Here is a 24,377-nt window from a genome sequence, read left to right as displayed (position 1 = left end):
CAATCAAATCCTTCTCCGACCGGCAGTTAGTATCCCTACATGGCCACAGACCCACGGAGACTTGCCTTCCTCCTTGCCGTGCACCGCGCCGGGGGCGTGCTCGCGGCAGCAGATCTTCTGCATGTCACCCCGTCCGCGGTGTCCCAGCAGATCGCCCGTCTCGAGGCCGAGGAGGGCATCGCCGTCCTCGACCGCGGGCCGCGCGGCGTCACCCTCACCCCGGCGGGCCGGGTGCTGGCCGAGGCGGGCGAGCGGATCGAGGCCGAGCTGCTCGAGGCCCGGCAGGCGATCGCCGGGCTCGGCGAGGGGGTGAGCGGCAAGGTCGTGCTGGGCGCCTTCCAGACGGGGATCCGCGCCGTCGTGGCGCCCATGCTGCTCGACCTGGCCGAGCAGTACCCCGCCGTCGAGGTGGACGTGCGCGAGCACGAGCCGGCCGAGGCGATCCGCATGCTGCGCGCCGGCGACCTCGACGTCATCCTGCTCGAGCGCGACGCCGACATGGACTCCCCCGCACCCCGCGGCGTGCACGACGTCCCGCTGCTCGACGAGCCCTGGTGCGTCGTCGTGCCCGCCGGCCTGCCCATGCCCGAGCGCCTCGACGACCTGGCGAACCTGCAGTGGGTCGGCGCGGAGGCGGACACCGCCTCCGACCGCGCCCTGCGCCGCCTGGCCCGCACCCTGGGGACGACGGTCAGCCAGCGGCACGCCTTCTTCGACTTCGACACCGCGCTCTCGCTCGTCGCGGCGAACCAGGGCGTGGCCATGCTGCCGGCGCTCGCGCTCCAGGGCGGGGACGTGCCGGAGGGCGTCGAGGTCGCGCGCCTCGCCGGCCTCGGCACCCGCCGCATCGTGGCGCGGCACCGCGCCACGCGGCACGAGCCCGGCCCCGCCGTGCGCGCCGTCGTCGACGCCATGGTCGAGGTGACGCGCGACCTCGAGCTCGGCTGACGCTCGTCCTGCCCGCGACGTCGCAGGTCCCCGGCGCGCGACCTGGCGGGACCGCTCCTAGCATCACCAGCATGAGCGGAACGACGTCGGGGCCGGCCGGGTCGTCGGACGCGGGTGCCGCTCCCCTGTCCGACCGGACCTTCGGCGTCGCGCGCCGCCTCTGGGGACTGGTCTACCTGCGCGCCTTGCTGTACCTGGCGGCGGGGATCGTCCTGTTCGCGAACCCCGACCGCGGCCTCGTGTGGGTGCGATGGCTCGTCGGGGCGCTGATCGTCGTGCAGGGCGTGCTGCTCACCGTCGAGGGCGCCCCGACCAAGCGGTCGGGCCGCCCGCAGGGCGCCGGCGACGAGATCAGCTGGCGCCTCATCGCGGGCGTGGTCAGCCTGCTCGCGGGGGTCCTCATCATCGTGTGGCCGTCGATGACCGGCCCGGTGATGTACCTGGTCGTGGCGGTGTGGGCGTGCGCGGCCGGCGTGGTCGGCGTCATCGGCGCGCTGCGCGGGCGCGCGCTGCGCACGACGTCGTGGGACTGGCAGCTCGTCAACGCGGTGCTGTGGATCGTGCTCGGCCTCGTCATGCTGCTGCGGCCCGGCGCGGACGTCGCCACGTCGGCGCAGCTCCTGGCGCTCTACCTGGTGCTCGCCGGCGCCGTGCTGGTCGTGGGCGCGTTCGCCACCGGCACCCGGGCCCGCGACGCCCGCAAGGCCCGGGACGGCGCCGCGGCCGGGTAGGATCGGCAGCGTCACACCGCAGCCCCGGCTGCCCCCACAACGCGGCCGTACCTCAGGTGCGGTTGCCACATAGCCGCTCGAACCGCGACGGGAGAGCTCGCGCCGTGCCCCGCAAGGTGGCCGGCCGGCGCCGAAGGAGCAACCCTCCCCGGGAATCTCTCAGGCATCCGTACCGTCACGGCGAGGCAACTCTGGAAAGCGGCCCTGCCCGTCCTCGCGACGGTGCGGGCCCACCGACGGTGCAAGTCGGCGCGCCCCGTCGACGTCGTAGGTCACGTCTGCGACGACGCGATGGCGGACCGGCAAAACTCTCAGGTCGACGCGTGCGCGTCCGATGACAGAGCGGGGAGGACCCGCCAGTCCCCGCCTGCCCGGACCGACCTACGGAGCTCCGACGTGACCACCATCCCGGACGACGTCCTCACCGGCGCCGACCCCGACGTCTTCGCCGACCGGCACGTGGGCCCCCGCGGCCGCGAGGTCGCCGCGATGCTCGACACCCTCGGCCACGCGAGCCTCGACGCGCTGGTGGACGCCGCCGTCCCCGCGTCGATCCGCACCGACCGCCCGCTGGACCTGCCGGCTGCCCGCTCGGAGGCCGAGGTGCTCGCGCACCTGCGGGACCTCGCGGGGAAGAACCAGGTCAAGCGCCAGATGATCGGGCTGGGCTACTACGGCACCGCCACTCCCCCGGTGATCCGCCGCAACGTGCTCGAGTCCCCCGCCTGGTACACGGCGTACACGCCGTACCAGCCGGAGATCTCGCAGGGCCGCCTCGAGGCGCTGCTCAACTTCCAGCAGGCCGTGGAGGACCTCACCGGCCTGGGGATCGCGGGCGCGTCCCTCCTCGACGAGGCTACCGCCGTCGCCGAGGCCGTCGCGCTGATGTGGCGCGCCTCGCGCGCGAAGAGCGGGTACGTCGTCCTCGACGCGGACCTGTTCCCGCAGAGCCTGTCGGTCACGCGCGGTCGTGCGGAGGCCATCGGGCTGCCGGTGGTCGTGGTGGGGCTCGACGGCGGCCTGGCGGCAGGCCTCGACGCGTTCGTCGCGGCGGGCGGCGCGCTGCCCGACGGCGACCTGGTGGGCGTCGTCGTGCAGCAGGCGGGCGCCTCGGGCAGGGTGCTCGACGCGCGCGGCGTCGTCGCGGAGGCCAAGGAGCGCGGCGCGCTGGTGACCGTGGCCGCCGACCTGCTGGCCCTCACGCTGCTGACCTCCCCCGGCGAGCTCGGCGCGGACCTCTCGGTCGGCTCGGCGCAGCGCTTCGGTGTCCCGCTGTTCTACGGCGGCCCGCACGCCGCCTTCATGGCGGTCCGCAAGGGCCTGGAGCGCCAGCTCCCCGGCCGCCTGGTCGGCGTCTCGACCGACGCCGACGGCGCCACGGGCCTGCGCCTGGCCCTCGCCACCCGCGAGCAGCACATCCGCCGCGAGAAGGCGACGAGCAACATCTGCACCGCCCAGGCGCTGCTCGCCATCGTGGCCTCGATGTACGCCGTGTACCACGGCCCCGACGGCCTGCGCGCGATCGCCGAGCGCACCCACGCCCGCGCCGCCGCCGTCGCGGCGGGCCTCCGCGCGGCGGGCGTCACCGTCGAGCACGACGTCTTCTTCGACACCGTCCGCGCCGTCGTCCCCGGCCAGGCCCAGCAGGTAGTGACCGCCGCAGCGGACGCCGGCTATAACCTGTACAAGGCGGACGCCGACCATGTACAGATCGCCTGCGACGAGACCACCACCTCCGCGGACGTGACCGCCGTCCTCTCCGCCTTCGCCGCCGTGCTGAGGAACGGTGACGCGGTGCAGCACGTGGGGAGGTCGGAAACCCCTCGCGCGGACGTAGACCTTCCCGAAGTGGAGGGCGCCCAGGCGCCCGTGAACGCGTCCGCGCGAGGGGTTTCCGACCTCCCCGCGGCCGTGACCCGAACGACCCAGTACCTGCAGCACCCCATCTTCCATGTCCACCGCAGCGAGACGTCGATGCTCCGGTACCTGCGGTCGCTGAGCGACAAGGACCTGGCGCTGGACCGCACGATGATCCCGCTGGGCTCGTGCACGATGAAGCTCAACGCGACGGCGGAGATGGAGGCCATCAGCTGGCCGGGCTTCGCGGACATCCACCCGTACGTGCCGGCTGACCAGGCGCTGGGCTACGCGGAGCTGGTGTCGACGCTGGAGGCGCAGCTCGCGGAGATCACCGGGTACGCGGGCGTGTCGGTGCAGCCGAACGCGGGCTCGCAGGGCGAGTTCGCGGGGCTGCTGGCGATCAAGGGCTACCACCGGTCGCGGGGCGAGGAGCACCGCGACATCGTGCTGATCCCGGCGTCGGCGCACGGCACGAACGCGGCGTCGGCGGCGCTGGCGGGCCTGCGCGTGGTGGTCGTGGCGACGGCGGACGACGGCGAGATCCAGCTCGGCGACCTGCGGGCGAAGCTGGAGCAGCACGGTCCGCAGGTGGCCGGGATCATGATCACGTACCCGTCGACGCACGGCGTCTACGAGGAGCACGTCCGCGAGGTCTGCGGCCTTGTACACAACGCTGGTGGACAGGTGTACATCGACGGCGCGAACCTCAACGCGCTGGTCGGGCTGGCCCGGCCGGGGGAGTTCGGCGGCGACGTCTCGCACCTCAACCTGCACAAGACGTTCTGCATCCCGCACGGCGGCGGCGGCCCGGGCGTGGGCCCGGTCGCGGTGGCCGCGCACCTGGTGCCGTTCCTCCCGGCGGACCCGACGCCGGGGATCGACGCGCAGGACGGCATCGCGCCGGTGAGCGCGGCGCCGCACGGGTCGGCGGGCATCCTGCCGATCTCGTACGCGTACCTCGCCCTGATGGGCCCGGACGGGCTGACGGAGGCGTCGAAGGCCGCCGTCCTGACCGCCAACTACGTGGCCAAGCGCCTGGACCCGTACTTCCCGGTGCTCTACACGGGCGAGAACGGCCTGGTGGCGCACGAGTGCATCCTCGACCTGCGGCCGATGACCGCCGAGACCGGCGTGACGGCCGAGGACGTGGCGAAGCGCCTCATCGACTACGGCTTCCACGCGCCGACGATGTCGTTCCCGGTGGCAGGCACGCTCATGGTGGAGCCCACCGAGAGCGAGGACCTGGCCGAGCTGGACCGCTTCGTCGACGCGATGATCGCCATCCGCGGCGAGATCGACCGCGTCGGGGCGGGGGAGTGGAGCGCCGAGGACTCGCCGCTGCGGCACGCGCCGCACACGGCGGCGAGCGTCGTCGCCGACGAGTGGACGCACCCGTACTCCCGCGAGCTCGCAGCCTTCCCGCTGGCCAGCCTGCGGGGGGCGAAGTACTGGTCGCCCGTGCGCCGGATCGACGGGGCCAAGGGCGACCGCAACCTCGTCTGCGCCTGCCCGCCGCTCGAGTCCTACGCCGAGCCGACCGCTCACTGAGCCCGAGCGCCCACCACACCGAAGGGAGCCTCGATGGCCGAGGACCAGCAGGACAAGACCACGCCGCTGCACGACGAGCACGTCGCGCTGGGCGCCAGCCTCACCGGCTTCGGCGGCTGGCTGATGCCGCTGCGGTACACCTCCGACCTCGCGGAGCACCGCGCGGTGCGTGAGGCCGCGGGGCTGTTCGACCTGTCGCACATGGGGGAGATCCACCTCGAGGGCGCGCAGTCCGGCGCCGCGCTGGACCAGGCGCTCGTGGGCAACGCGAGCGCGATCGGCGTCGGCCGGGCGCGGTACTCGATGATCTGCGCGGACGACGGCTCGGTGCTGGACGACCTCATCGTCTACCGCCTGGCCGACGAGCACTTCCTCGTCGTCGCGAACGCCGGCAACGCGCCGCGGGTCGCCGCCGAGCTGGTCGCGCGTGCCGCCGCGTTCGACACGGTCGTCACCGACCGGTCGACCGAGACGGCACTGGTCGCGGTCCAGGGCCCGCAGGCGGAGGAGATCGTCGCGTCGCTCACGGCGGACGGCGACGTCGACACGGTCCGTGGCATGAGGTACTACGCGTCGGCCGAGGCCACCGTCGCCGGGATCGGGGTGCTCGTGGCGCGCACCGGGTACACGGGGGAGGACGGCTTCGAGCTGTTCGTGCCCTCGGACCGGGCGGTGGAGCTCTGGCGTGCGCTGCTCGCGGCGGGGGAGGGGCGCGGCATCGTCCCGGCCGGGCTGTCGGCCCGCGACTCGCTGCGGCTCGAGGCGGGCATGCCGCTGTACGGGCACGAGCTCGACGAGACGACCACGCCGTACGAGGCGGGCCTCGGCCGGGTCGTGAAGCTCGACAAGACCAGTGCCGACGGTGAGCCGCTGCCGTTCGTGGGCCGCGACGCCCTCGCGGCGCGCGCCGAGAGCGCACCGGCACGCGTCCTCGTCGGGCTGCGGGGCGAGGGGCGCCGTCCCGCCCGTGCGGGGTACGACGTCGTGCAGCGCGGTCTCGACGGCGCCGTGGGCGCCGTCGTCGGTCACGTGACGTCCGGCGCGCCGTCGCCGACGCTCGGCTACCCGGTGGCGATGGCGTACGTGACGCCCGAGGTGTCCGCCGAGGGCACCGCCCTCGCCGTCGACGTGCGTGGCCGCGCCGAGCCGTTCGTCGTCGTCCCGCTGCCCTTCTACCGGCGGGCGTAGGACGATCGTCCTGAACCACCCGGTCCCGACCTTTCTGCCGTGAACCCCGAAGGAGCTGACCCCATGGCCGACTTCCCCGAGAACCTCCGCTACTCCGCCGAGCACGAGTGGGTGGACGACGCGTCGCCCGCCACGATCGGCGTCACGTCCGTCGCCGCCGACGCGCTGGGCGACGTCGTCTACCTCGAGCTGCCCGAGGTGGGCGCGACGATCGAGGCCGGCGCCGTCGTCGGCGAGATCGAGTCCACCAAGTCCGTCTCGGAGCTGTACTCGCCGGTGAGCGGCACCGTGGTGGAGGTCAACCAGTCGGCCGTGGACGACCCGGCCGTCGTGAACTCCGACCCCTTCGGCGCGGGCTGGCTCTTCAAGGTCGACGTGACCTCCCGCGGGACGCTGCTGACGGCCGAGGAGTACGCCGCCCAGGCGGGCTGACGCTTTCCCGAAACCCGTGACCGAATCGTGACCATCGGGCCCGAATTGCGTTGATTGCCTGGGATAACCGCGCTGACCTGCGACGACACGGCCGGCCGCACCCTCCGACGGGGAGCGACCGGCCGTCGTCGTCCCGGCACGGCAACAACCCGCGACATTCCGCGTCATGACAGGGGCCCCTTCCCATCTTCATCCATGACGGCTTCCCCTGGTCGACCTTCGGTCGACGGCCGTCGACGGAGGAAGAACGATGAGCACGATCGAAATGGCCCCGGTGACTAACCGTCTGCTGACGCGGCGCGAGCGGGTGGTCCTGTCCAACCTGTCCGAGGACGTCACCCTCGAGCAGATCGCGACCAAGCTGTTCGTCACCCGGAACACGGTGAAGTCGCAGGTGCGCAGCGTGTATCGCAAGATCGGTGTCTCCAACCGGGCCGAGGCCGTCGCATGGGCGCGACAGGCCGGCCTGGGGGTCAGCTGACAGCGGGGAGGTGCGAGCCCCGCCCGACGACAGGGGAGGTCGTCGGCGCGGGGCTCTCGCACGTCCGGGCACCGGGCACGGCACGGCCCGCCGGGGGTCCGGATGGCAGACTCGCGGTCATGACAGCACGCCGCCTCGTGGTCGCCGCCGCGATCGTCGACGACCTCGACCGCCCGGCGCGCCTGCTCGCGGCGCGGCGGAGCCGGCCCGAGCACCTCGTGGGCCGGTGGGAGTTCCCCGGCGGCAAGGTGGACCCGGGGGAGACGCCGGTCGAGGCGCTGCACCGGGAGCTCATGGAGGAGCTGGGGGTGCGGGTCCAGCTCGGCGACGAGCTGCCCGGCCCCGACGACGGCGCCTGGATCATCACCGACCGGCACGTGCTGCGCCTCTGGCTGGCGGCCGTCACCGACGGCGACCCGCGGCCTCTCGTCGAGCACGACGACCTGCGCTGGCTGGACCGGACGTCGCTGCTCGACGTCGACTGGCTGGACGGCGACGTCCGGATCGTCGAGCAGCTCGACGCCGTCCTGCACGACCGCGTCGACACCTCGCGCTGACGCCTGGGCGCGCGACATCGTCGCGCCACGCCTACGGTCGGACCGTCACCGGACGGAGGAGCACAGGTGGGCGCAGCGATCGGCCAGTCACTTCCCGTCGCGGTGGGCGTGCTCATCAGCCCGCTGCCGATCGTGGCGGTGGTGCTCATGCTCGTCAGCCGGCGGGCGAAGGCCAACGCCGCCGCCTTCCTGATCGGCTGGTTCGTCGCCGTCCTGGTCGTCGTCGCGCTGGTCGCCGTGCTGGCCGGGTCGTCCGCGCCGGACGACGACGGCCCGCCCGCCTGGGCGGGCGTCGTCAAGATCGTGCTCGGCGTCCTGCTCCTGCTGCTCGCGGTGCGGCAGTGGCGCGGGCGGCCGCGCGAGGGCGTCGAGCCCGAGACGCCGAAGTGGATGGCGGCCATCGACCAGTTCACGCCGGGCAAGGCCCTCGGGCTCGCCGTCCTGCTGTCCGCGGTCAACCCGAAGAACCTGCTGCTGGTCGTCTCCGGCGGCGCCGCGATCGCCGCGGCCGCGCCGGGCGACACGAACGCCCAGGTCGTGGCCGCCGTCGTCTTCGCCCTCGTCGCCAGCGTCGGCGTCGTGACCCCGCTGGTGATCTACCTGGCGACGGGCGACCGCGCCGCCGCCGTCCTCGACGGCCTGAAGACCTGGATGGTCCAGAACAACGCCGTGATCATGGCGGTCCTGCTGCTCGTCATCGGCGCCAAGATGATCGGCGACGGCATCACGGCGCTGTGACGAGCATCGGCGGCCGGCCGCGCACCAGGAGCCACAGCGGCAGGACGGCGAGGCACAGGACGGGCAGGACGGCGACGTCGGCCACCATGGCGACGCCCATGAACAGGGCGAGCCAGCCGTCGCGGGCGACGACGAGCGTCGCGCCCATCACCCCGGCGGCGACGGCGAGCCCGACGTGCACGTCGGGCACCACGGCGTGCGCGGACAGCGCCACGGCCACCCCGACGAACACGGCGGGGAAGATCCGGCCGCCGCGGAAGCCGGCGCTCGACGCGACGACGAGCGCCGCCATCTTCACGACGGCGAGGCCGAGCAGCGCCCAGGCGCCGTAGCCGGCGGCGTCGGCGGTGAGCTCCTGCATCTCGTCGAGCCCTTTGAAGAGGGTGAGCGGGCCGCCGACCGCGCCGAGGACGCCGAGCACGAGGCCGCCGGCGCCGAGCATGAGCACGGGGTGGCCGATCCGGTGGAAAGCTGCGTGCACGTGGGGGAACGCCCACACCCCGAGGAGGCAGACCAGGGCAGCGGCGGCGGCCACGGCGGGCGCGGCGACGAGGTCGCCCCACGCGGGGTCGGTGTAGCCGGGCACGTCCACCGACAGCTGGGGCGACCCGATCAGCGACATCGTCAGCGACCCGGTGCCGGCGGCGACGAGGGGGCCGAACAGGCGGTCGAACAGCGGCCCGCGGCCCTGCCCGCCGAGCGACTCGGTCATGACGAGCGCCGCGCCGACGGGGGTGCCGAACATCGCGCCGATGGTGCCAGCCGACGCCATGAGCGTCACTGCGGGCACGGGAACGCCGACGCGCGACCGCGTCACGAGCCAGACGGCGAGCGCGACGTTCACGGCGATGATCGGGTTCTCCGGGCCCAGGCTCACCCCGCCCGCGAGACCGAGGACCAGGGCGGCCGCCAGGCCGGGGACCGTGCCGACCGGGAGCGGGGCGGCGACCAGCCCGGTGGTCGCGGGGTCGTCGCCGGCGTGCCCCGGCGCCCAGCGCACGACGGCGCCCACGGCGAGGCCGGTCGCGGTGAGCACCGCGACGATCCACCAGGGGGAGTCGGCGCGTGCCCCGAGCGCCTCGGGCAGGGCGCCCCACAGCCAGCCCTGCAGCCGGCCCGCGAGCCACGACACCAGCACCAGGCCGAGGGCGGACAGGACGCCGACCACGGCGGCGGGGACGGCGAGCGCCGCGAGGCGGGCGGTGGTCAGCGGCGCGGTCGCGGCGGACTGGTCGGTCGTCACAGGGGCGAACGTAGCCGCGGCCCTCCGGTTCGGCGCGCGGTACCACCGACCTCACGGAGGCGGAGCACGCGACCCGGCTGGAGACGTTCGGCTCCTGACGGCGCCGCCCGGGGTCACGCCAGGGAGCGCACCCAGCGCTCGACGGCACGGCGGCTGCGCAGCCGCACGACCCGCACGTGCGGCGCCTCGCGGGCCAGCCGCTCGTCGAGGCCGCGGAGCTTGTGCCGCGTGCGCCACGCCCACCGCAGGATGTGGTCGCGGTCCCGGAGCACGGTGCGCAGGGGCGGCTCGACGTTCCCGTGCCACAGCTCCGTCCTGCGCAGCCGGCGCCGGACCGTGCGGGTCCCGACCTGCCACAGCACGACGGGGACCGGCGGGTCGAGCCAGACCAGCAGCTCGGCACGCTCCAGCAGCAGGGGCCGCACGGCCGTGTACTGCCACTCGCTCACCCAGGCGTCCTGCGCGACGACGGCGCGCACGTCGTCCTCGAACTCCGGGCGAGGTGTCCACCCGGTGCCGTGGTACAGGCCGTCCAGCTCCGTGTACGGCAGGCCGAGGACGGCCGACGCCCGACCGGCGAGCGTCGTCTTGCCCGCTCCGGACGTGCCCGCCACCAGGATCCGGCGGGCCGTGACGGCGGGCGGGGGAGCGGGGGCGTCGTGGGGCACCCGCCGAGAGTACGGAACGCGGTCGCGGCGCGGACACCGCCACCGGCCTGAAGACATGTGCCGGACCACTAGTACGGTAGGGAGAAATCTGCCAGGACCGGGATCGGCGCCGACCCCGGAGGACGGAGCGCACCGTGCCGCACCCCGCGCAGCCCGCCGGTCTCCTCGACGGGCGCGCCGCCGACGAGGGCTGGTCCTCCGCAGCGGCCCTCGTCGCGTCGTCGGCGGGCACGGTGAGCGCGTTCGCGGACGGGCCGGGGGACGTGGGGGCGACGACGGGCGGGCAGACCCGGTTCGACCTCGCGTCGGTGACCAAGGCCTTCGTGGCGCTCGCCGCGGCGACGCTGGTCGACGACGGCCTGCTCGACCTCGACGCCCCGGCCCGCGAGGTGCTCGACGTGCCCGCGACGTCGTCCGGCGCGACCGCGCGTCACCTGCTCACGCACACCGCCGGGCTGCGTCCCACGGCCCTCGCCTGGCGCACCACGGCCGACCCGGACGCCGTGCTCGCCGACGCCCTGGGGCCGCCGGTCGCGCCGCCGGGGACGGCGCACGCCTACTCCTGCCTGAGCTTCATCGCGCTCGGCCGGGTCCTGGAGGAGCTCGCCGGCGAGCGGCTCGACCGCGTGGTCGCGCGGCGCGTCGGTGCGCCGCTCGGGGCGGCGGGGCTGCGGTGGTCGCCCGTCGACGTCGTCGACGCCGCCGACGTCGCACCGACCGAGCCGGGCACGCCGACGGGTCGCGTGCACGACGAGCTGGCCGCGGCGACCGCCCGTCCGGTGGGGAACGCCGGGCTGTTCGGCACGCTCGACGACGTCGCACGGCTGGCGGCGCTGGTCGCCGACCGCGGGGCCGCGGGCGGCCGGCAGGTCGTGAGCGAGGCGTCGTGGCGCGCGCTGGTCGAGCCGGACGACGTCACCCGCCGCGCCGGCGCGCCGTGGGGGCAGGCGCTCGGGCTGCGGCGCGGCGACCCCGGGTTCATGGTGTCGGGAGACCAGGTGGGGCACGCGGGGTTCACGGGGACATCGTTCGTCGTCGACCTCGCCACGGGAGCGACGGCGGTGCTGCTGACGAACCGTGTCCACGGTGGGCGGGCGTCGAGCGTCGTGGCGCGGCGTCGACGGTTGGCGGCGCTCGCCGCAGGGCTCGGCACGCAGGAGGGGCGATGACGGGACGGGACACGACGCGCGGGGCGGCCCGCGCGGACGGCTACGAGCTGCGGACGGACCTGCTGACGCGGGTGGCGCACGCGCACGACGCGTCGCACTACCTGCTGCGCCCGGAGGTGGTGGTGCGTGCGCACGACGTCGACGGCGTGGTCGCCGCGATGCGGGAGGCGAGCCGCCGCGGCCTGGCGGTGACGTTCCGCTCCGGCGGCACGAGCCTGTCGGGGCAGGCGTCGGGCGCGGGGATGCTGGTCGACACGCGCACGCGGTTCGCGCGCGTCGAGGTGTTCGACGGCGGGGAACGGGTGCGCTGCCAGCCCGGCGCCACGCTGCGCCTGGTCAACGGGCACCTGGCGCGGCACGGGCGGCGGCTGGGCCCGGACCCCGCGAGCGAGATCGCGTGCACCGTCGGGGGAGTGGTGGCCAACAACTCCTCCGGGATGTCGTCGGGCACCACCCGTACCGCGTACCGGACGGTCGAGGCGATGACGGTCGTGCTGCCCGGCGGAACCGTCGTCGACACGGGGGCGCCGGACGCCGACGCGCGCCTCGCCGTCCTGGAGCCGGACCTGCACCGCGGCCTCGCGGAGCTCCGCGACCGGGTGCGCGGCAGCGCGACGATGCGCGCCGAGGTGCAGCGGCAGTTCGCGATGAAGAACACCATGGGCTACTCGGTGAACGCGCTGCTCGACCACGACAGCCCGGTGAAGATCCTCGAGCACCTGATGATCGGGTCCGAGGGCACGCTGGGCTGGGTCGCGGACGTCACCTTCCGCACGGTGCCGCTGCTCACGAAGGTCGCGACGACGCTGCTCGTCTTCGACTCCCTCGAGCGCGCCACGGACGCGCTGGTGCCGCTGGGCGCCTCCGGGCCGGAGGCGATCGAGCTCATGGACGCCGCGTCGCTGCGGGTCGCGGCGGCCGACCCGAAGGCCGACGCGTCGATGCGGTCCCTCGCGGAGGGCGCCGGCATCACCGGCCAGACGGCGTTGCTGGTGGAGTACCGCGCCGGGACGGACGACGCGCTCGCCCCGCTGCAGGACGCCGCGCGCGCCGTCGTCGACGGCCTCAGGCTCGAGCTGCCCGCCGCGCTGACCACCGACACCGCCACGCGCGAGCGCCTCTGGCGCGTGCGCAAGGGCCTGTACACCGCGGTCGCGGGCGCCCGCCCCGCGGGTGCGACGGCGCTGCTGGAGGACGTCGTCGTCCCGGTGCCGGACCTCACCGCCACCGTGCGCGACCTGGGCGGCCTGTTCGCCCGCCACGGCTACGACGACGCCGTCACCTTCGGGCACGCGAAGGACGGCAACCTGCACTTCATGATCACGCCGCGACTGGGCGACGCCGCCGAGCTGGACCGGTACGCGGCGTTCAGCGACGACCTCGTCGACCTGGTCCTCGGCCACGGCGGCTCGCTCAAGGCCGAGCACGGCACGGGCCGCATCATGGCGCCGTTCGTGCGCCGCCAGTACGGCGACGACCTGTACGCCGTCATGCGCCGCGTCAAGGACCTGTTCGACCCGCGGGGCCTGCTCAACCCGGGCGTCGTCATCACGGACGACCCGCACGAGCACCTGCGCGACCTCAAGGTCGAGGCGTCCGCCGGCGGCGAGGACGCGCCGCTCGTCGACCGCTGCGTGGAGTGCGGCTACTGCGAGCCCGGCTGTCCCTCGCGCACCGTCACGACGACGCCGCGCCAGCGGATCGCGCTGCTCAAGGAGCTCGCCGTCGCGCCCGAGGGCGAGCGGGAGGAGCTGCAGCAGGCGTACCGGTACTGGGGCGTGCAGACCTGCGCCGCCGACTCCATGTGCGTGGAGGCGTGCCCCGTCGGCATCGACACGGGCGTCGTGATGAAGGGGCACCGGGCGCGGTCGAACCCGCCCGTCGTGCAGAAGGGCGGGGAGGCGCTCGCCGGGTCGTGGGGGCCGGTCGTGGACGTGCTGCGCGGCGCGCTGGGCGTCGCGGCGAAGGTGCCGACGCCCGTGGTGCGGGTCGCCTCGGAGGTCGCGCGCGGCGTCGTCGGCACCGACGTCGTGCCGCGGGTCGACGCCGACCTGCCCGGCCCGGGACTCCGGCGCGAGGCCGCCGACCTCCCGGCCGCGGACGGTGGTGCGCCCCGGGCCGTCCTGTTCTCGTCGTGCATGGGCGAGCTGTTCGCCCCCGCGCCCCGGGGCCTGCCGGACTTCGACGGCAGCGCGGTGGGCGCCGAGTACGCCTTCCGCGTGCTGTGCGAGCGCGCCGGGATCGGGCTCGCGGTGCCGGAGGGCATCGGCGGGCTGTGCTGCGGCACGCCGTGGGTGAGCAAGGGCCTGCCGGGTGGCGCGGCGCGGATGGCGCGGCAGGTGCTCGACGCCCTGTGGACGGCGAGCCGCGGGGGAGAGCTACCGGTCGTGTGCGACGCGTCGAGCTGCACGCACGGCCTGGTCGAGACGCCGCACCACCTCTCCGGTGAGGACGCCGAGAGGTTCGCCCGGCTGCGCATCGTCGACGCCGTGACGTTCGTGCGCACCGACGTGCTGCCGGCGCTCGCGGACCGCGGGGTTGACGTCGAGCGCCAGGGGAGGGTCGTCGTGCACCCGACCTGCGCGACCGTGCACCTGGGCGCCGTGGACGACCTGCGCGCCGTCGCGGCCGCCGTCGCCGACGACGCCGTCGTGCCCGCGGCCTGGGGCTGCTGCGGCTTCGCCGGCGACCGCGGCATGCTGCACCCCGAGCTCACCGCCGCCGCCACGCACGCCGAGGCGGCCGACGTCGCGGCGGGGGAGCGGGAGCTGCCCGGGGGCCGCTACGACGCGTACGTCTCGAACAACCGCACCTGCGAGATGGGCATGGCGCGCGCCACCGGGCGCGACTACGTGCACGTGCTCGAGCTGCTGGAGGCGGCGACGCGCTGAGCGGGCTCGACCTCCAGGTCCGGCTGCTCCCCGCGACGACGCGTCCCGCCCGGCAGGTTGACGAGCACGATGCTCGCGAGCACCAGGGCGATCCCGAGCGCCTGGGACCCGGTGAGCACCTCGCCCCCGACCGCGACGCCGAGGGTGACTCCGGTGACGGGGTTCAGCAGGCCGATCACGCCCACGGCCCCGGCCGGGAGGTGGCGGAACCCGCTGAACCAGCAGACGAACCCGAGCGCCGTCGCGACGAGGCTCACGTACGCGAACGCGAGGACCTCGGTGCCCGACAGCGCGGGGGGCGCGCCCTCGACGAGCGCCGCGGCGACGAGCAGCTCGACCCCGCCGACGACGAGCTGCCACGCGGTGACCGTGAGCACGGGCGTCCCGTCCTGCCACCGCTTGGTGAGGACCGCCCCGACGGACGAGAGGGCCATCGAGGCGACGGACGCCGCGATGCCCCAGCCGTCGAGCGCGCCGGTCGCCGTGCCGACGATCAGCAGGACGCCCGCCCCGCCCACGGCGGCCCCGACGACCACGCGCGGGGTGGGCCGTTCGCGGAGCAGGAGCCAGGCCGCGCCCGCGATCGCGAGCGGGCTGAGCGACATCAGCGAGGCGGCGACGCTCGACGGGAGCAGCTGGGCCGCGACGTACACGAGGCAGAAGAAGATCCCCATGTTGAGGGTGCCGAGCACGACCGACCGCCACCACCAGGAGCCGCGAGGCAGCCGGCGCGCGACCAGCAGGAGGACGACGCCCGCCGGCAGCGCGCGGAGGGCCGACCCCCACAGCGGGGCGTCCCCGGGGAGGAAGTGATGGGTCACGAAGTACGTGGACCCGAACGCGACCGGCCCGACGGCGGCGACGAGGGGCCAGCGGACGCGGGCCAGCGCCCGGCGCGCCGGCGAAGAAGTTTCCATGGAAACCATCATACTTTCCGTGGAAAGTAGGATGGGGTCATGACCGAGACCGATCGCGTCGCCACGTTCGTCGAGCAGTGGCGGCGGGAACGCCCCGACCTCGACCCGAGCCCGATGGCGGTGATCGGGCGGATGCGACGGATCTCCGACGACTTCACCGCCGCGCTCGTGGCGAACTACCGGCGGTTCGGGATCGGGGAGGGCGAGTTCGACGTCCTGTGCGCGCTGCGGCGCGCGGGCGCCCCGTTCGCGCTGAACCCGGGCGAGCTCGCGGAGCACACCATGGTGACGGCCGGCGCGACGTCCAAGCGGGTCGACCGGCTGGAGGCCGCGGGCCTGGTGGTCCGGCAGGGCCGTGCCGACGACGGTCGCGGGCGCGTCGTCACGCTGTCGCCGCAGGGACGCCGGCTCATCGACGAGGCCTACCCCGCGCACCTCGAGCTCGAGGACGGGCTGCTGGCGCCCCTCTCGCGCCAGGAGCGCGCACAGCTCGAGGGCCTGCTCCGCAAGCTCGTCACCGGCTGACGCCGGAGGTCGCTACGCTCGCTGGCATGAGGATCCGGCCCGGGGTGCTGGCCGGCGTCGGGCTGGCCGTGCTCGTCGCCGCCACGGTCGTGCTGTTCACGGTCCGGCTCCCCGAGGGCGTCGAGCTCGCCCTGCAGGGCGTGTGGATCGTGGTCGTCGTCGTCCTGTGCTGGGGCACGGCGCGCTCGATGGGGCGCCGGCAGCGCACGCGCGACCGCGTCAGGCCCGACGGTGCCGGTGAGAGCGGACCGGCGCCGCAGTTCGACCGTCGCTCCCTCCTCGGGCAGGACAAGCAGCCGCCGCACCTGCGGTGACGCGGGCCGGTGCGGGCGCTCACCCGTCGGTGGGATGCACCACCATCGCGGCGCCGCCGCCGCGGCGGCGCGGCTCGGAGACGGCGGTGAGCAGGCCGTCGTCGCCGATCTGCACCGCCGTCGCGGCGCCGATCTCCGCGGCGGACGTGAACGCGTCTCCGGCCGGCACGAGCGTGTGCCCGTACGCCTCCAGCTCCGGGCCGTAGGCCTCGATGAACTCCGGCTCCGCGGTGACGGACGCCGTGTTGCGCTGAGCGGCGCGCGGGGCCGCGAGCGCGTCGCCGATCGGCATGCCGCGGTCGAGGTGGTTGGTGAGCGTCTGCAGCACGGTCGTGATGATCGTGGAGCCGCCGGGAGAGCCGAGGGCCAGGACGGGCTCGCCGTCGCGCAGCACGATCGTCGGCGCCATCGACGACCGTGGTCGCTTGCCCGGCTCGATGCGGTTCGGGTCGTCGGCCGCCCACACGGTGGAGAAGTCGGTGAGCTCGTTGTTCAGCAGGAAGCCGCGGCCCGGCACGAGCATCCCCGAGCCGCCGGTCTGCTCGATCGTGAGGGTGTACTCGACGACGTTCCCGTCCTCGTCCACCACGGTGAGGTTCGTCGTCGAGACGTTCTCCGTGTCCGAGTCGGCGGGGGCGATCGTCTCGCCGCACGCCGCGTCGTCGGCGTCGACGTCCCCGGGTGCCACGGGCTTGGTCGCCGCCGCCTCCGGGTCGAGCAGGCACGCGCGCTCGGCCGCGAAGTCGTCCGACAGCAGGGTGTCGAGGGGGACGTCGACGAACGCCGGGTCGCCCAGGTACGCGCCGCGGTCGGCGAACGCCAGGGCGCTCGCCTCCAGGTAGTGGTGCAGGTAGGCCGCGTCGTCCATCCCGGACAGGTCGAACGTCTCGAGGATGTTCAGCGCCTCGCCCACCGTGGACCCGCCGCTGGACGACGGCGCCATGCCGTAGACGTCGTAGTCGCGGTAGTCGGACACGGTCGGGTCCTGCACCAGCGCCTCGTACCCGGCCAGGTCGTCGAGGTCGAGGTAGCCCGGGGGCACGGGCAGGTCCGTGTCGGGGGAGGTCTGCGGGTGCTGCACGACGTCGACCATCTCCGCCGCGAGCCGTCCGCCGTAGAACGCGTCGGTCCCGCGCTTCGCCAGCAGGTCGTAGGTGGCGGCGAGGTCGCGGTTGCGGAACACGCTGCCGACGGCGGGCGGCGCCCCGCCCGGCAGGTACAGTTCCGCCGTGGCGGGGAACGCCGCGAACCGCTCGGCGTTGTCCGCCGTCTGGTCGTGGAACGTCTGATCGACGACGAAGCCCCGCCGCGCCAGCTGCGTCGCCGGCTTCAGCGCCTTCTTCAGGGAGTAGGTGCCCCACTCGTCGAGCGCCGTCTGCCAGGTGGCGGGCGTACCCGGCGTGCCCACCGAGACGCCGCTCGTCACCAGGTCCGGCGTGAACGGGTACGGCTTGCCGGTCGCCGGGTCGATGAACGCGTTGTTCGGCATCTCCGCCGGCGCCGTCTCCCGGCCGTCGATCGTCTGCACCTCGCCGGTGTCGGCGTCGTAGTAGACGAAGTACCCGCCGCCGCCGATCCCGGCGCTGTACGGCTCGGTCACCCCCAGCGCGGCGGCCGCCGCCACCGCCGCGTCGACCGCGTTGCCGCCCTTGCGCAGCACGTCCAGGCCGACCCGGCTCGCCTCCGGGTCCACCGTGCTGACGGCGCCGCCGTACCCGACCGCGGTGGGCACCTTCACGTCACCGTGCCCGCCACCGTGCGGGTGGGCGCTCGCGGTGGACGCGGCGGTGGTGCCGACGACGGCGGTCGTCGCGGTCAGCACCGCCGCGCCCAGGGCGGCCAGCACGCGGGTGCGGCGGGGGCGTGAGCTGGAGCGGCGGTGGTCCAGACGGTGGTCCATGGGGTCTCCTGTGGCGGGCGGGTCCCGAGGCGCTTCTCCCACAGTGGCGGAGAACGACGTCGGACGCCCGCCGAACGCGGCGGGGCGGGGCGACCCGGCCCGTGTCCCGAACTCCTGACCTGGTCTGTTGCGCTGCGCCCGCGGGGTCGCGACGGTAGGCGGATGACGACACCGGTCGCGGGCTTCGAGCTGCGGACCTCCGACGCCCAGGAGGCCGAGCAGGCGCTCGAGAGGATCTTTCCCCGGGTCCACCTGCGCGCGCCGAAGCAGGCCTTCGAGTTCTCCATCCGCTCCGCCGCGATCGCGCGCCTGGCCTGGACGGACCACACGCTCCCCATGCCGGGGCGCTCGGCTCTGGACGAGCCCGAACCGATCGTCGTGCTCCAGCTGCGGGGGGAGATCGAGCTGCAGCACGCGGGGGAGGCCTTCGGCCCTGGCCCGGTGCTGCTCGACGCGCCGGACCGCGCGACGGCGACCTGGGAGACCGCCCGGACCAGCGGTCTCACCCTCGACCGCGGCTACGTGCGCGCGGTGGCCGCGCGGCTGACCGGGCGCGACCAGCCGACCCACCTGTTCCGGTCAGGGTCCCCGCGAGACCCGGCGGCGGCGCGCGCCTGGAAGGCGACGACACGGTACGCCGCGCAGTCGTTGACCCGCGACGCCGAGGCGCTGTCGTCGGCGGTGCTGCAGAGCTCGCTGGCGCACCACGTCGCCCTCTCCCTGCTGCACGCCTTCCCGAACGTCGCCCTCGACGACCAGGGGCGAGCGGCCGAGCGCGTGCTGCCGCCGGTCGTCCGCAGGGCGTCGGCGTACATCGACGAGCACGCGCACGAGGCGATCACGGTCGACGACGTCGCGGCCGCGGTGCACGTCTCCACCCGCGGACTGCAGGCGGCGTTCCGGCGCTCGCTGGGCGCCACCCCGGGGGACGCGCTGCGCCGGGCCCGGCTGGACGGGGCGCGGCGCGAGCTCCTGGACGGTGACCCGGAGGTGGTCACGGTCGCGGCCGTGGCGCGCCGGTGGGGTTTCTTGCACCTCGGCCACTTCGCCGCCGCCTACCGCCGGGCGCACGACGAACTGCCGTCGCAGACCCTGCGCCGGTGAGCGCCGGACGTCAGGGCGTCGTGACGGACCGTCCGGTCGCGAGGAGCGCCTGGCGCAGCAGGTCCTCGACGACGGGCCGCGCCGCCGTCCCGTGCGTGCGCGCGGCGGCCAGCACGGCCGCGGCGAGGTCCCGCACCTTGACGTTGTGCGTGTTGGAGGCGCTGCGCAGGACGGTGAAGGCGTCCTCGGCCGCGAGGCCGTAGAGCAGCATCAGCACCCCCTTGGCCTGGTCGATCGCGGACCGGCTCTGCGCCGACGCGGCCACCTGCCGCGAGGCCATCCGGGCCGCGTCTTCGCTGACCTCGGCCGTCACGTCGGTCACGAAGCCCTGGAGCACGGCCATGGCGGGGTCCTCCGCGGCGGGCCGGACCTGGCCGGAGAGCACGACGGTACGTTCGCGACCGCGCGCGTCCATGATGCGGTGCACGCTGGCGAAGGGGGTCCCGGTGCGCTGCGCCGCGGCGAGCAGCCGCCGCACCCGCTCGCGGTCGTCGGGGTGCTTGTGGGCCAGGACGAGAGCGGTGGACGGCACCACCTCGCCCGGCTCGAACCCGTGGACGAGGTACATCCCCTCCGACCACCACCAGGTCTCAGCCGGGAGCAGGCAGCGGTAGGAGCCGGTGAGCGGCGCCGGCGGGATGTCGAGCGCGTGCTCCAGGGTGGAACCGTCGTCCGCCGGCGCGGGCGGAGAGGTGGGCTGGGGCGGGTCGGTCGGCATGCGACGGGGATCCACGGGCACCTCCTGGCCATGCGCGTTCCGGCGGGATCGGTGCGCGGTCTGCTTCCGGGACCGATTGCCGATGCCGGTGGATCACCACACCACGGGTGGGCCGCCCTCGACGGGGCCGTCTGCGTGCCGGGGACAGCCGTGTGCGTCTGAGGGACAACCGGGCGGTGGCCCGAGGAGGTAGAAGAGTTTCCCTGTCGGTTGACATCGTGAAAGTTGATGGCAACCTGGTCGCGGGACGCTGCGACGGCGCACGTCCCGGCCCGACCAGCGGAGGATCCCCGATGAGCCGAGCACCGATCCGAGCTCTGCCCCCTGCCCGACGTACCGTCCCTGTCGGGGTCGGCCTCCTGCTCGGCCTGGCGATGGCGGTGCCCGCGGGCTCCGCCGCGGCCGCCGCGCCGGCCGACCCGCGCGACCTGCCGGTCGCGACCGCCGGCACCGCCCCCGCCGAGGTGACGACCCGCACCGACGAGGTCGCCGACCTGCCGCTGGACGACGGCGGCGCCGCGATCGTCACCGAGCGCACCGAGCGGCTGATCGCCCCGGGGCTGGAGCTCACCGAGTTCGCGCGCGTCTCCGCCGAGGGCTGGCTGAGCGGGGAGGTGCTCGTCGCGCACCTCGGCCAGGACGACGGCCCGCGACTTGGCTACCTCGGCCCGGACGCCGTGGCCGGGAACGCGACCGTGAGCGAGATGGCCGCCGACCGGGGCGCCGTCGCCGCGATCAACGGCGACTTCTTCGACATCAACAACTCCGGCGCCGCGCTCGGCGCGGCCGTGGACGACGGCGAGCTGCTCAAGTCCGCGACGCCGGGCCGCGAGAAGGCGCTCACGGTCGACGCGTCCGGCGTCGCGCGCCTCGCGGAGGTGTTCCTGGAGGGCACGGTGTCCTTCGGCGCCGGGGCGGACCGGCACGACCTGCCCGTCGCGGGACTCAACGTCACCGCCGTCCCGGCGGGCGGCGTCGCCGTCTTCGACGCGTCCTGGGGCGACGCCGCGCGCACCCGCCCGCTCGGCGCGGGGGAGCAGGGCGTGGAGGTGCAGGTCCGCACGACCGGCGGCGCCGCCGCGGGGACGGTCGTCGCGGTGGGCTCGCCCGGCGAGGGCCGCCTGCCCGCGGACGTGCGGGCCGTCGTCGCCCGCCCGGGGGCCGCGGCCGACGCGCTGAAGGCGCTCGCCCCCGGCGACGAGGTGTCCCTCGCGTACGGGCTGCGCGACGACCTCGGCGAGCTCCGCACCGCCATCGGCGGTGACCCGGACGACTGGCTGCTCGAGGACGGCGAGGTCACGTCGTCCACCAGCGACTTCGCGACGCTCCGGCACCCGCGCACGGCGGTGGGCCTCAGCGCGGACGGCACGACGGCGTACCTCGTGGTCGTGGACGGCCGGCAGGCACAGAGCATCGGCGCGTCGCTGCCGGAGCTGGCCCGGCTCCTCGGCCAGCTCGGCGCGGACGACGCGATCAACCTCGACGGCGGCGGCTCCACGACGATGGTGGCGCGGCTGCCCGGCGACGCCGGCACCAGCGTGCTCAACAGCCCGTCCGACGGCACGGAGCGGCTGGACGCCAACGGTCTCGGGCTCTTCACCCCGGAGGGCTCGGGCGAGGTGCACGCGTTCGACGTGCGCGCTGCCGTCCCGACGGGCGACGCCCCCGCGACCGACGCGCTGCGGGTCTTCCCCGGCCTGCACCGCACGCTGACGGCGGCCGGGTTCGACGAGACCCGCGCGCCGGTCGACACCCGGCCCGACTCCTGGACGACGAGCGACGCCGGCGCGGCCACCGTCGCGACCGGCGAGGACGGCGCGGGCGTCGTCACCGGCGTCGCGGCCGGCACGACGACCGTCCGCGCCGCGACCCCCGCGTCGGACGGCGTCGCGACGGGCTCCGCCGACCTCACGGTGCTGGGCGCGCCGGTGCGGCTCACCGTCCCCGAACCCGTGGTGACGCTCCCCGACGACGAGGCGACGGCGTCCCTCATCGTCGTCGGGCACGACGCCGACGGGTACTCCGCGCCGATCGAGGCGCGCGACGTCGAGGTCTCGGGCGGCGACGGCGTCGCCGCGCTGGAGCCCGCGGCCGACGGGTCGTTCACGGTGCGGGCGTTGCAGGACTCCGGCGCCGCGAGCTTCACGCTCGCCGTCGGGGACGAGCAGGTGGAGGTCGCCGTCGCGGTCTCGCTCGAGGACGTCGTCGTCGCCGACCTGGCCGACGTCGCCCGCTGGACCTCCGCGCACGACCGGGCCCCCGGAGGCTCGGTCGTCCCCGCCGCCGGGCACGACGGCGCGGCCGGGCTGAAGCTCACCTACGACTTCACGCAGTCCACCGCCACGCGCGGCCAGTACGCCGTGGCCCCGGACGGCGGGGTCGTCGTCACGGGCCAGCCGCGCACGGTGACGATGTGGGTCGACGGCGACGAGCAGGGCGCCTGGCTGCGCCTCCAGGTGCGCCAGGGAGACGGCGTCGTCACCAACCTGGACGGCCCGACCGTCTCCTGGAAGGGGTGGCGCCAGGTCGAGCTCGCCGTGCCGGAGGGTGTCGCGTACCCGCTCACGCTGCAGCGCGTGCGGGTGCTGGAGACCCGCGCGGCCACGCAGTACAAGGGCGCGCTCACGATCTCGGACGTGCGGGCGCAGGTGCCGCCGGACGTCGACGCGCCGCAGGCCGAGCGCGTCGAGGACCCCGTGGTGGTTGCGGAGGGGGCCACGGACGACGCGCCGCTGCGCGTGGCCGTCCTGTCCGACGCGCAGTTCGTCGCCCGCGACCCGGAGTCCGGGGCGGTGCAGGGCGCGCGGCAGGCGCTGGCGGAGATCGTCGCTGCCGACCCGGACCTGCTCGTCATCAACGGCGACCTGGTGGACGAGGCGTCGCCCGCCGACTTCGACCTGGCCCGGGAGGTGCTCGACGAGGGCCTCGCCGACGCGGACTTCCCCTGGTACTACCTGCCGGGCAACCACGAGGTCATGGGCGGCTCGATCGAGAACTTCGAGGACGAGTTCGGCGAGCGGACGCACGTCGTCGACGTGCCCGACCCGCGCGGTGACGGCGGCACCACCCGCCTCGTCATGCTCGACTCGTCCAGCGGGCGGCTGGGCAGCGACTTCGCCCAGCTCCGCGCCCTGCGGGACGCGCTCGACGGCGCGGCCACGGACGACGCCGTGACCGGCGTCGTGACCCTCTTCCACCACCCGCTCGACGACCCGCTGCCGACCCAGGCCAGCCAGCTCGTCGACCGTGTGGAGGCCGAGACGCTGCGCGGCTGGTTCGAGGACTTCCGCGAGACGTCGGGCAAGCAGGTCGCCTCCGTCGGGTCGCACGTGGGCGTCTTCCACGCCGCCACCGCCGACGGCATCCCGTACGTCGTCAACGGCAACTCCGGCAAGAGCCCGGCCAGCACGCCCGCGGACGGCGGGTTCACCGGCTGGTCGATGATCGGGATCGACCCGGCGGCCGAGGGCACCGGCGACGGCGGCTGGTTCTCCTGGGAGGTCAACGCCCGCGCCGCGAGCGTCGCGGTGAGCGGGCCCGACGAGCTCGCGGTCGGTACGTCCGGCCAGGTCAGCGCCCTGCTCACGCAGGACGGCACCCGCGAGGTGCCGGTCGCGTGGCCGGTCTCCTCGCTCTGGGGCGGTGACCGGGTGTTCGTCGGGTCGGCCGACGACGCCCCTCGCGGCACCGTCCTCGCCCTCGACCCGGTCACCCACGAGGCGACCGCCGTCGCCCCCGGCCGCGCGACCGTCCAGGTCGAGGTGAACGGCGTCGTCGGGACGCGCGAGGTGCTGGTCCCCGCAGGGGCGCCCGGCCAGGCGCGGATCAGCGACGACAACGGCTGGGACACCGGCCTGCGCGACGGCGACTACCGCGTGCTCGTCGACCTGTGGTGGGGCGAGAACGCCACGAGCCTCCGGCTCTACGAGGACGGCGAGCTCATCCACACGGAGAGGCTGACGCACGGCGGCACCGACGCGCAGCGGGTCGCCGTCCCGGTGACGGGCAGGCCGAACGGCGAGTACGTGTACACGTGCGAGCTGGTCAACGCCGCGGGGACCACGCCGTGCGCCGGCCCGCACACCGTGCGCGTCGTGGACGCGAACCCGGGCACGCCGGTGCTCTCCCACGACAACCACGACGGGGACGGGGACTACGCCGTCACCACCACCAAGTGGTGGGGCACGCAGGCCACCGGATACGTGCTGTACGAGGACGGCGTCGAGATCGACCGACAGGAGCTCGTGCCCGGCGCCGGGGGAGAGGCGCAGCACGCCACCACCGCCGTGACGGGCCGGGAGCCGGGCACCTACCGGTACGTCGCCGTGCTCACCAACGCCGCGGGCGAGACCCGCAGCAAGGAGCTGACGGTCCGCGTGCGCCGCTGAGCACGCCGGCGCCGACCGCGGCAGGCGTTCGCCCCGCCCGCCGCGGTCGGCCTATCC

General features: G+C 75.0%; 19 protein-coding genes and 1 riboswitch. Of the genes, 14 read left to right on the top strand and 5 right to left on the bottom strand.

Annotated features, from left to right (window positions below; all coding sequences use genetic code 11):
- The first annotated feature begins 39 nt into the window (after positions 1-39).
- The 8 genes from ACFQ80_RS10175 to ACFQ80_RS10140 all read left to right on the top strand — a co-directional run bounded on the left by ACFQ80_RS10175 (position 40) and on the right by ACFQ80_RS10140 (position 8,483).
- The gene (locus ACFQ80_RS10175) at positions 40-948 is read left to right on the top strand and encodes a LysR family transcriptional regulator (RefSeq protein ID WP_430549469.1); all 909 of its coding nucleotides are present in this window, start codon (positions 40-42) and stop codon (positions 946-948) included.
- 71 nt (positions 949-1,019) lie between these two features.
- Positions 1,020-1,679, top strand: a complete 660-nt coding sequence (locus ACFQ80_RS10170) for an HdeD family acid-resistance protein (RefSeq protein WP_430549470.1) — start codon at positions 1,020-1,022, stop codon at positions 1,677-1,679.
- A gap of 78 nt (positions 1,680-1,757) precedes the next feature.
- Positions 1,758-1,864, top strand: a riboswitch (glycine riboswitch).
- A gap of 304 nt (positions 1,865-2,168) precedes the next feature.
- Positions 2,169-5,087 carry an aminomethyl-transferring glycine dehydrogenase gene (gene gcvP, locus ACFQ80_RS10165; protein WP_430563591.1) on the top strand — a complete coding sequence of 973 codons (2,919 nt, stop codon included), beginning with the start codon at positions 2,169-2,171 and terminating at the stop codon, positions 5,085-5,087.
- Between the two features lie 33 nt (positions 5,088-5,120).
- On the top strand, positions 5,121-6,275 hold the full coding sequence (gene gcvT, locus ACFQ80_RS10160) for a glycine cleavage system aminomethyltransferase GcvT (protein ID WP_430563567.1): 1,155 nt from the start codon (positions 5,121-5,123) through the stop codon (positions 6,273-6,275).
- A gap of 63 nt (positions 6,276-6,338) precedes the next feature.
- Positions 6,339-6,707 (top strand): glycine cleavage system protein GcvH, encoded by a 369-nt coding sequence (gcvH, locus tag ACFQ80_RS10155; RefSeq protein ID WP_430563566.1) that lies wholly within the window; start codon positions 6,339-6,341, stop codon positions 6,705-6,707.
- A 250-nt stretch (positions 6,708-6,957) separates the two neighbouring features.
- Positions 6,958-7,188, top strand: coding sequence for a LuxR C-terminal-related transcriptional regulator (locus tag ACFQ80_RS10150; protein WP_430549473.1), 231 nt, complete (start codon positions 6,958-6,960; stop codon positions 7,186-7,188).
- A gap of 119 nt (positions 7,189-7,307) precedes the next feature.
- On the top strand, positions 7,308-7,745 hold the full coding sequence (locus ACFQ80_RS10145) for a (deoxy)nucleoside triphosphate pyrophosphohydrolase (RefSeq protein ID WP_430549474.1): 438 nt from the start codon (positions 7,308-7,310) through the stop codon (positions 7,743-7,745).
- A 66-nt stretch (positions 7,746-7,811) separates the two neighbouring features.
- On the top strand, positions 7,812-8,483 hold the full coding sequence (locus ACFQ80_RS10140) for a GAP family protein (RefSeq protein WP_430549475.1): 672 nt from the start codon (positions 7,812-7,814) through the stop codon (positions 8,481-8,483).
- Here ACFQ80_RS10140 and ACFQ80_RS10135 read toward each other — a convergent pair.
- Positions 8,470-9,726 carry an ion channel protein gene (locus ACFQ80_RS10135; RefSeq protein ID WP_430563565.1) on the bottom strand — a complete coding sequence of 419 codons (1,257 nt, stop codon included), beginning with the start codon at positions 9,724-9,726 and terminating at the stop codon, positions 8,470-8,472. The two genes, ACFQ80_RS10140 and ACFQ80_RS10135, sit on opposite strands and share 14 nt — an antisense overlap.
- A gap of 113 nt (positions 9,727-9,839) precedes the next feature.
- The gene (locus ACFQ80_RS10130; protein ID WP_430563564.1) at positions 9,840-10,394 is read right to left on the bottom strand and encodes an AAA family ATPase; all 555 of its coding nucleotides are present in this window, start codon (positions 10,392-10,394) and stop codon (positions 9,840-9,842) included.
- Positions 10,395-10,528: 134 nt separating this feature from the next.
- On the opposite strand from ACFQ80_RS10130, the gene ACFQ80_RS10125 reads away from it, so the two are divergent.
- Positions 10,529-11,563 (top strand): serine hydrolase domain-containing protein, encoded by a 1,035-nt coding sequence (locus ACFQ80_RS10125; protein ID WP_430563563.1) that lies wholly within the window; start codon positions 10,529-10,531, stop codon positions 11,561-11,563.
- Positions 11,560-14,454: an FAD-binding and (Fe-S)-binding domain-containing protein gene (locus ACFQ80_RS10120; protein ID WP_430563562.1), complete on the top strand. Its 2,895-nt coding sequence runs from the start codon at positions 11,560-11,562 to the stop codon at positions 14,452-14,454. The genes ACFQ80_RS10125 and ACFQ80_RS10120 overlap by 4 nt, the downstream gene beginning before the upstream one ends.
- Here ACFQ80_RS10120 and ACFQ80_RS10115 read toward each other — a convergent pair.
- Positions 14,412-15,371: a DMT family transporter gene (locus ACFQ80_RS10115; protein ID WP_430563561.1), complete on the bottom strand. Its 960-nt coding sequence runs from the start codon at positions 15,369-15,371 to the stop codon at positions 14,412-14,414. The two genes, ACFQ80_RS10120 and ACFQ80_RS10115, sit on opposite strands and share 43 nt — an antisense overlap.
- Before the next feature lie 39 nt (positions 15,372-15,410).
- Between ACFQ80_RS10115 and ACFQ80_RS10110 the strand changes: the two genes are divergently transcribed.
- Entirely contained in the window at positions 15,411-15,896 is a 486-nt protein-coding gene (locus ACFQ80_RS10110; RefSeq protein WP_430563560.1) for a MarR family winged helix-turn-helix transcriptional regulator, read from the top strand.
- A gap of 26 nt (positions 15,897-15,922) precedes the next feature.
- Entirely contained in the window at positions 15,923-16,210 is a 288-nt protein-coding gene (locus ACFQ80_RS10105; protein ID WP_430563559.1) for a hypothetical protein, read from the top strand.
- A 19-nt stretch (positions 16,211-16,229) separates the two neighbouring features.
- On the opposite strand, the gene ggt is transcribed toward ACFQ80_RS10105, so the two are convergent.
- Complete coding sequence (gene ggt, locus ACFQ80_RS10100; protein ID WP_430563558.1) at positions 16,230-18,110, bottom strand: gamma-glutamyltransferase; 1,881 nt, start codon at positions 18,108-18,110, stop codon at positions 16,230-16,232.
- A gap of 162 nt (positions 18,111-18,272) precedes the next feature.
- Between ggt and ACFQ80_RS10095 the strand changes: the two genes are divergently transcribed.
- The gene (locus ACFQ80_RS10095) at positions 18,273-19,214 is read left to right on the top strand and encodes a helix-turn-helix transcriptional regulator (RefSeq protein ID WP_430563557.1); all 942 of its coding nucleotides are present in this window, start codon (positions 18,273-18,275) and stop codon (positions 19,212-19,214) included.
- Between the two features lie 10 nt (positions 19,215-19,224).
- Here ACFQ80_RS10095 and ACFQ80_RS10090 read toward each other — a convergent pair whose 3' ends face one another.
- Complete coding sequence (locus tag ACFQ80_RS10090; protein ID WP_430563556.1) at positions 19,225-19,947, bottom strand: PAS and ANTAR domain-containing protein; 723 nt, start codon at positions 19,945-19,947, stop codon at positions 19,225-19,227.
- Positions 19,948-20,225: 278 nt separating this feature from the next.
- Here ACFQ80_RS10090 and ACFQ80_RS10085 point away from each other — a divergent pair, with 278 nt between their 5' ends.
- The gene (locus ACFQ80_RS10085; RefSeq protein WP_430563555.1) at positions 20,226-24,320 is read left to right on the top strand and encodes a phosphodiester glycosidase family protein; all 4,095 of its coding nucleotides are present in this window, start codon (positions 20,226-20,228) and stop codon (positions 24,318-24,320) included.
- Positions 24,321-24,377 lie beyond the last annotated feature (57 nt).

This window comes from Isoptericola sp. NPDC056578 (assembly GCF_042793275.1).
In the GTDB taxonomy this organism is placed as follows: domain Bacteria; phylum Actinomycetota; class Actinomycetes; order Actinomycetales; family Cellulomonadaceae; genus Isoptericola.
The sequence above is the reverse complement of the archived record's forward strand: the minus strand, read 5'-3'. Positions and strand labels throughout refer to the sequence as shown.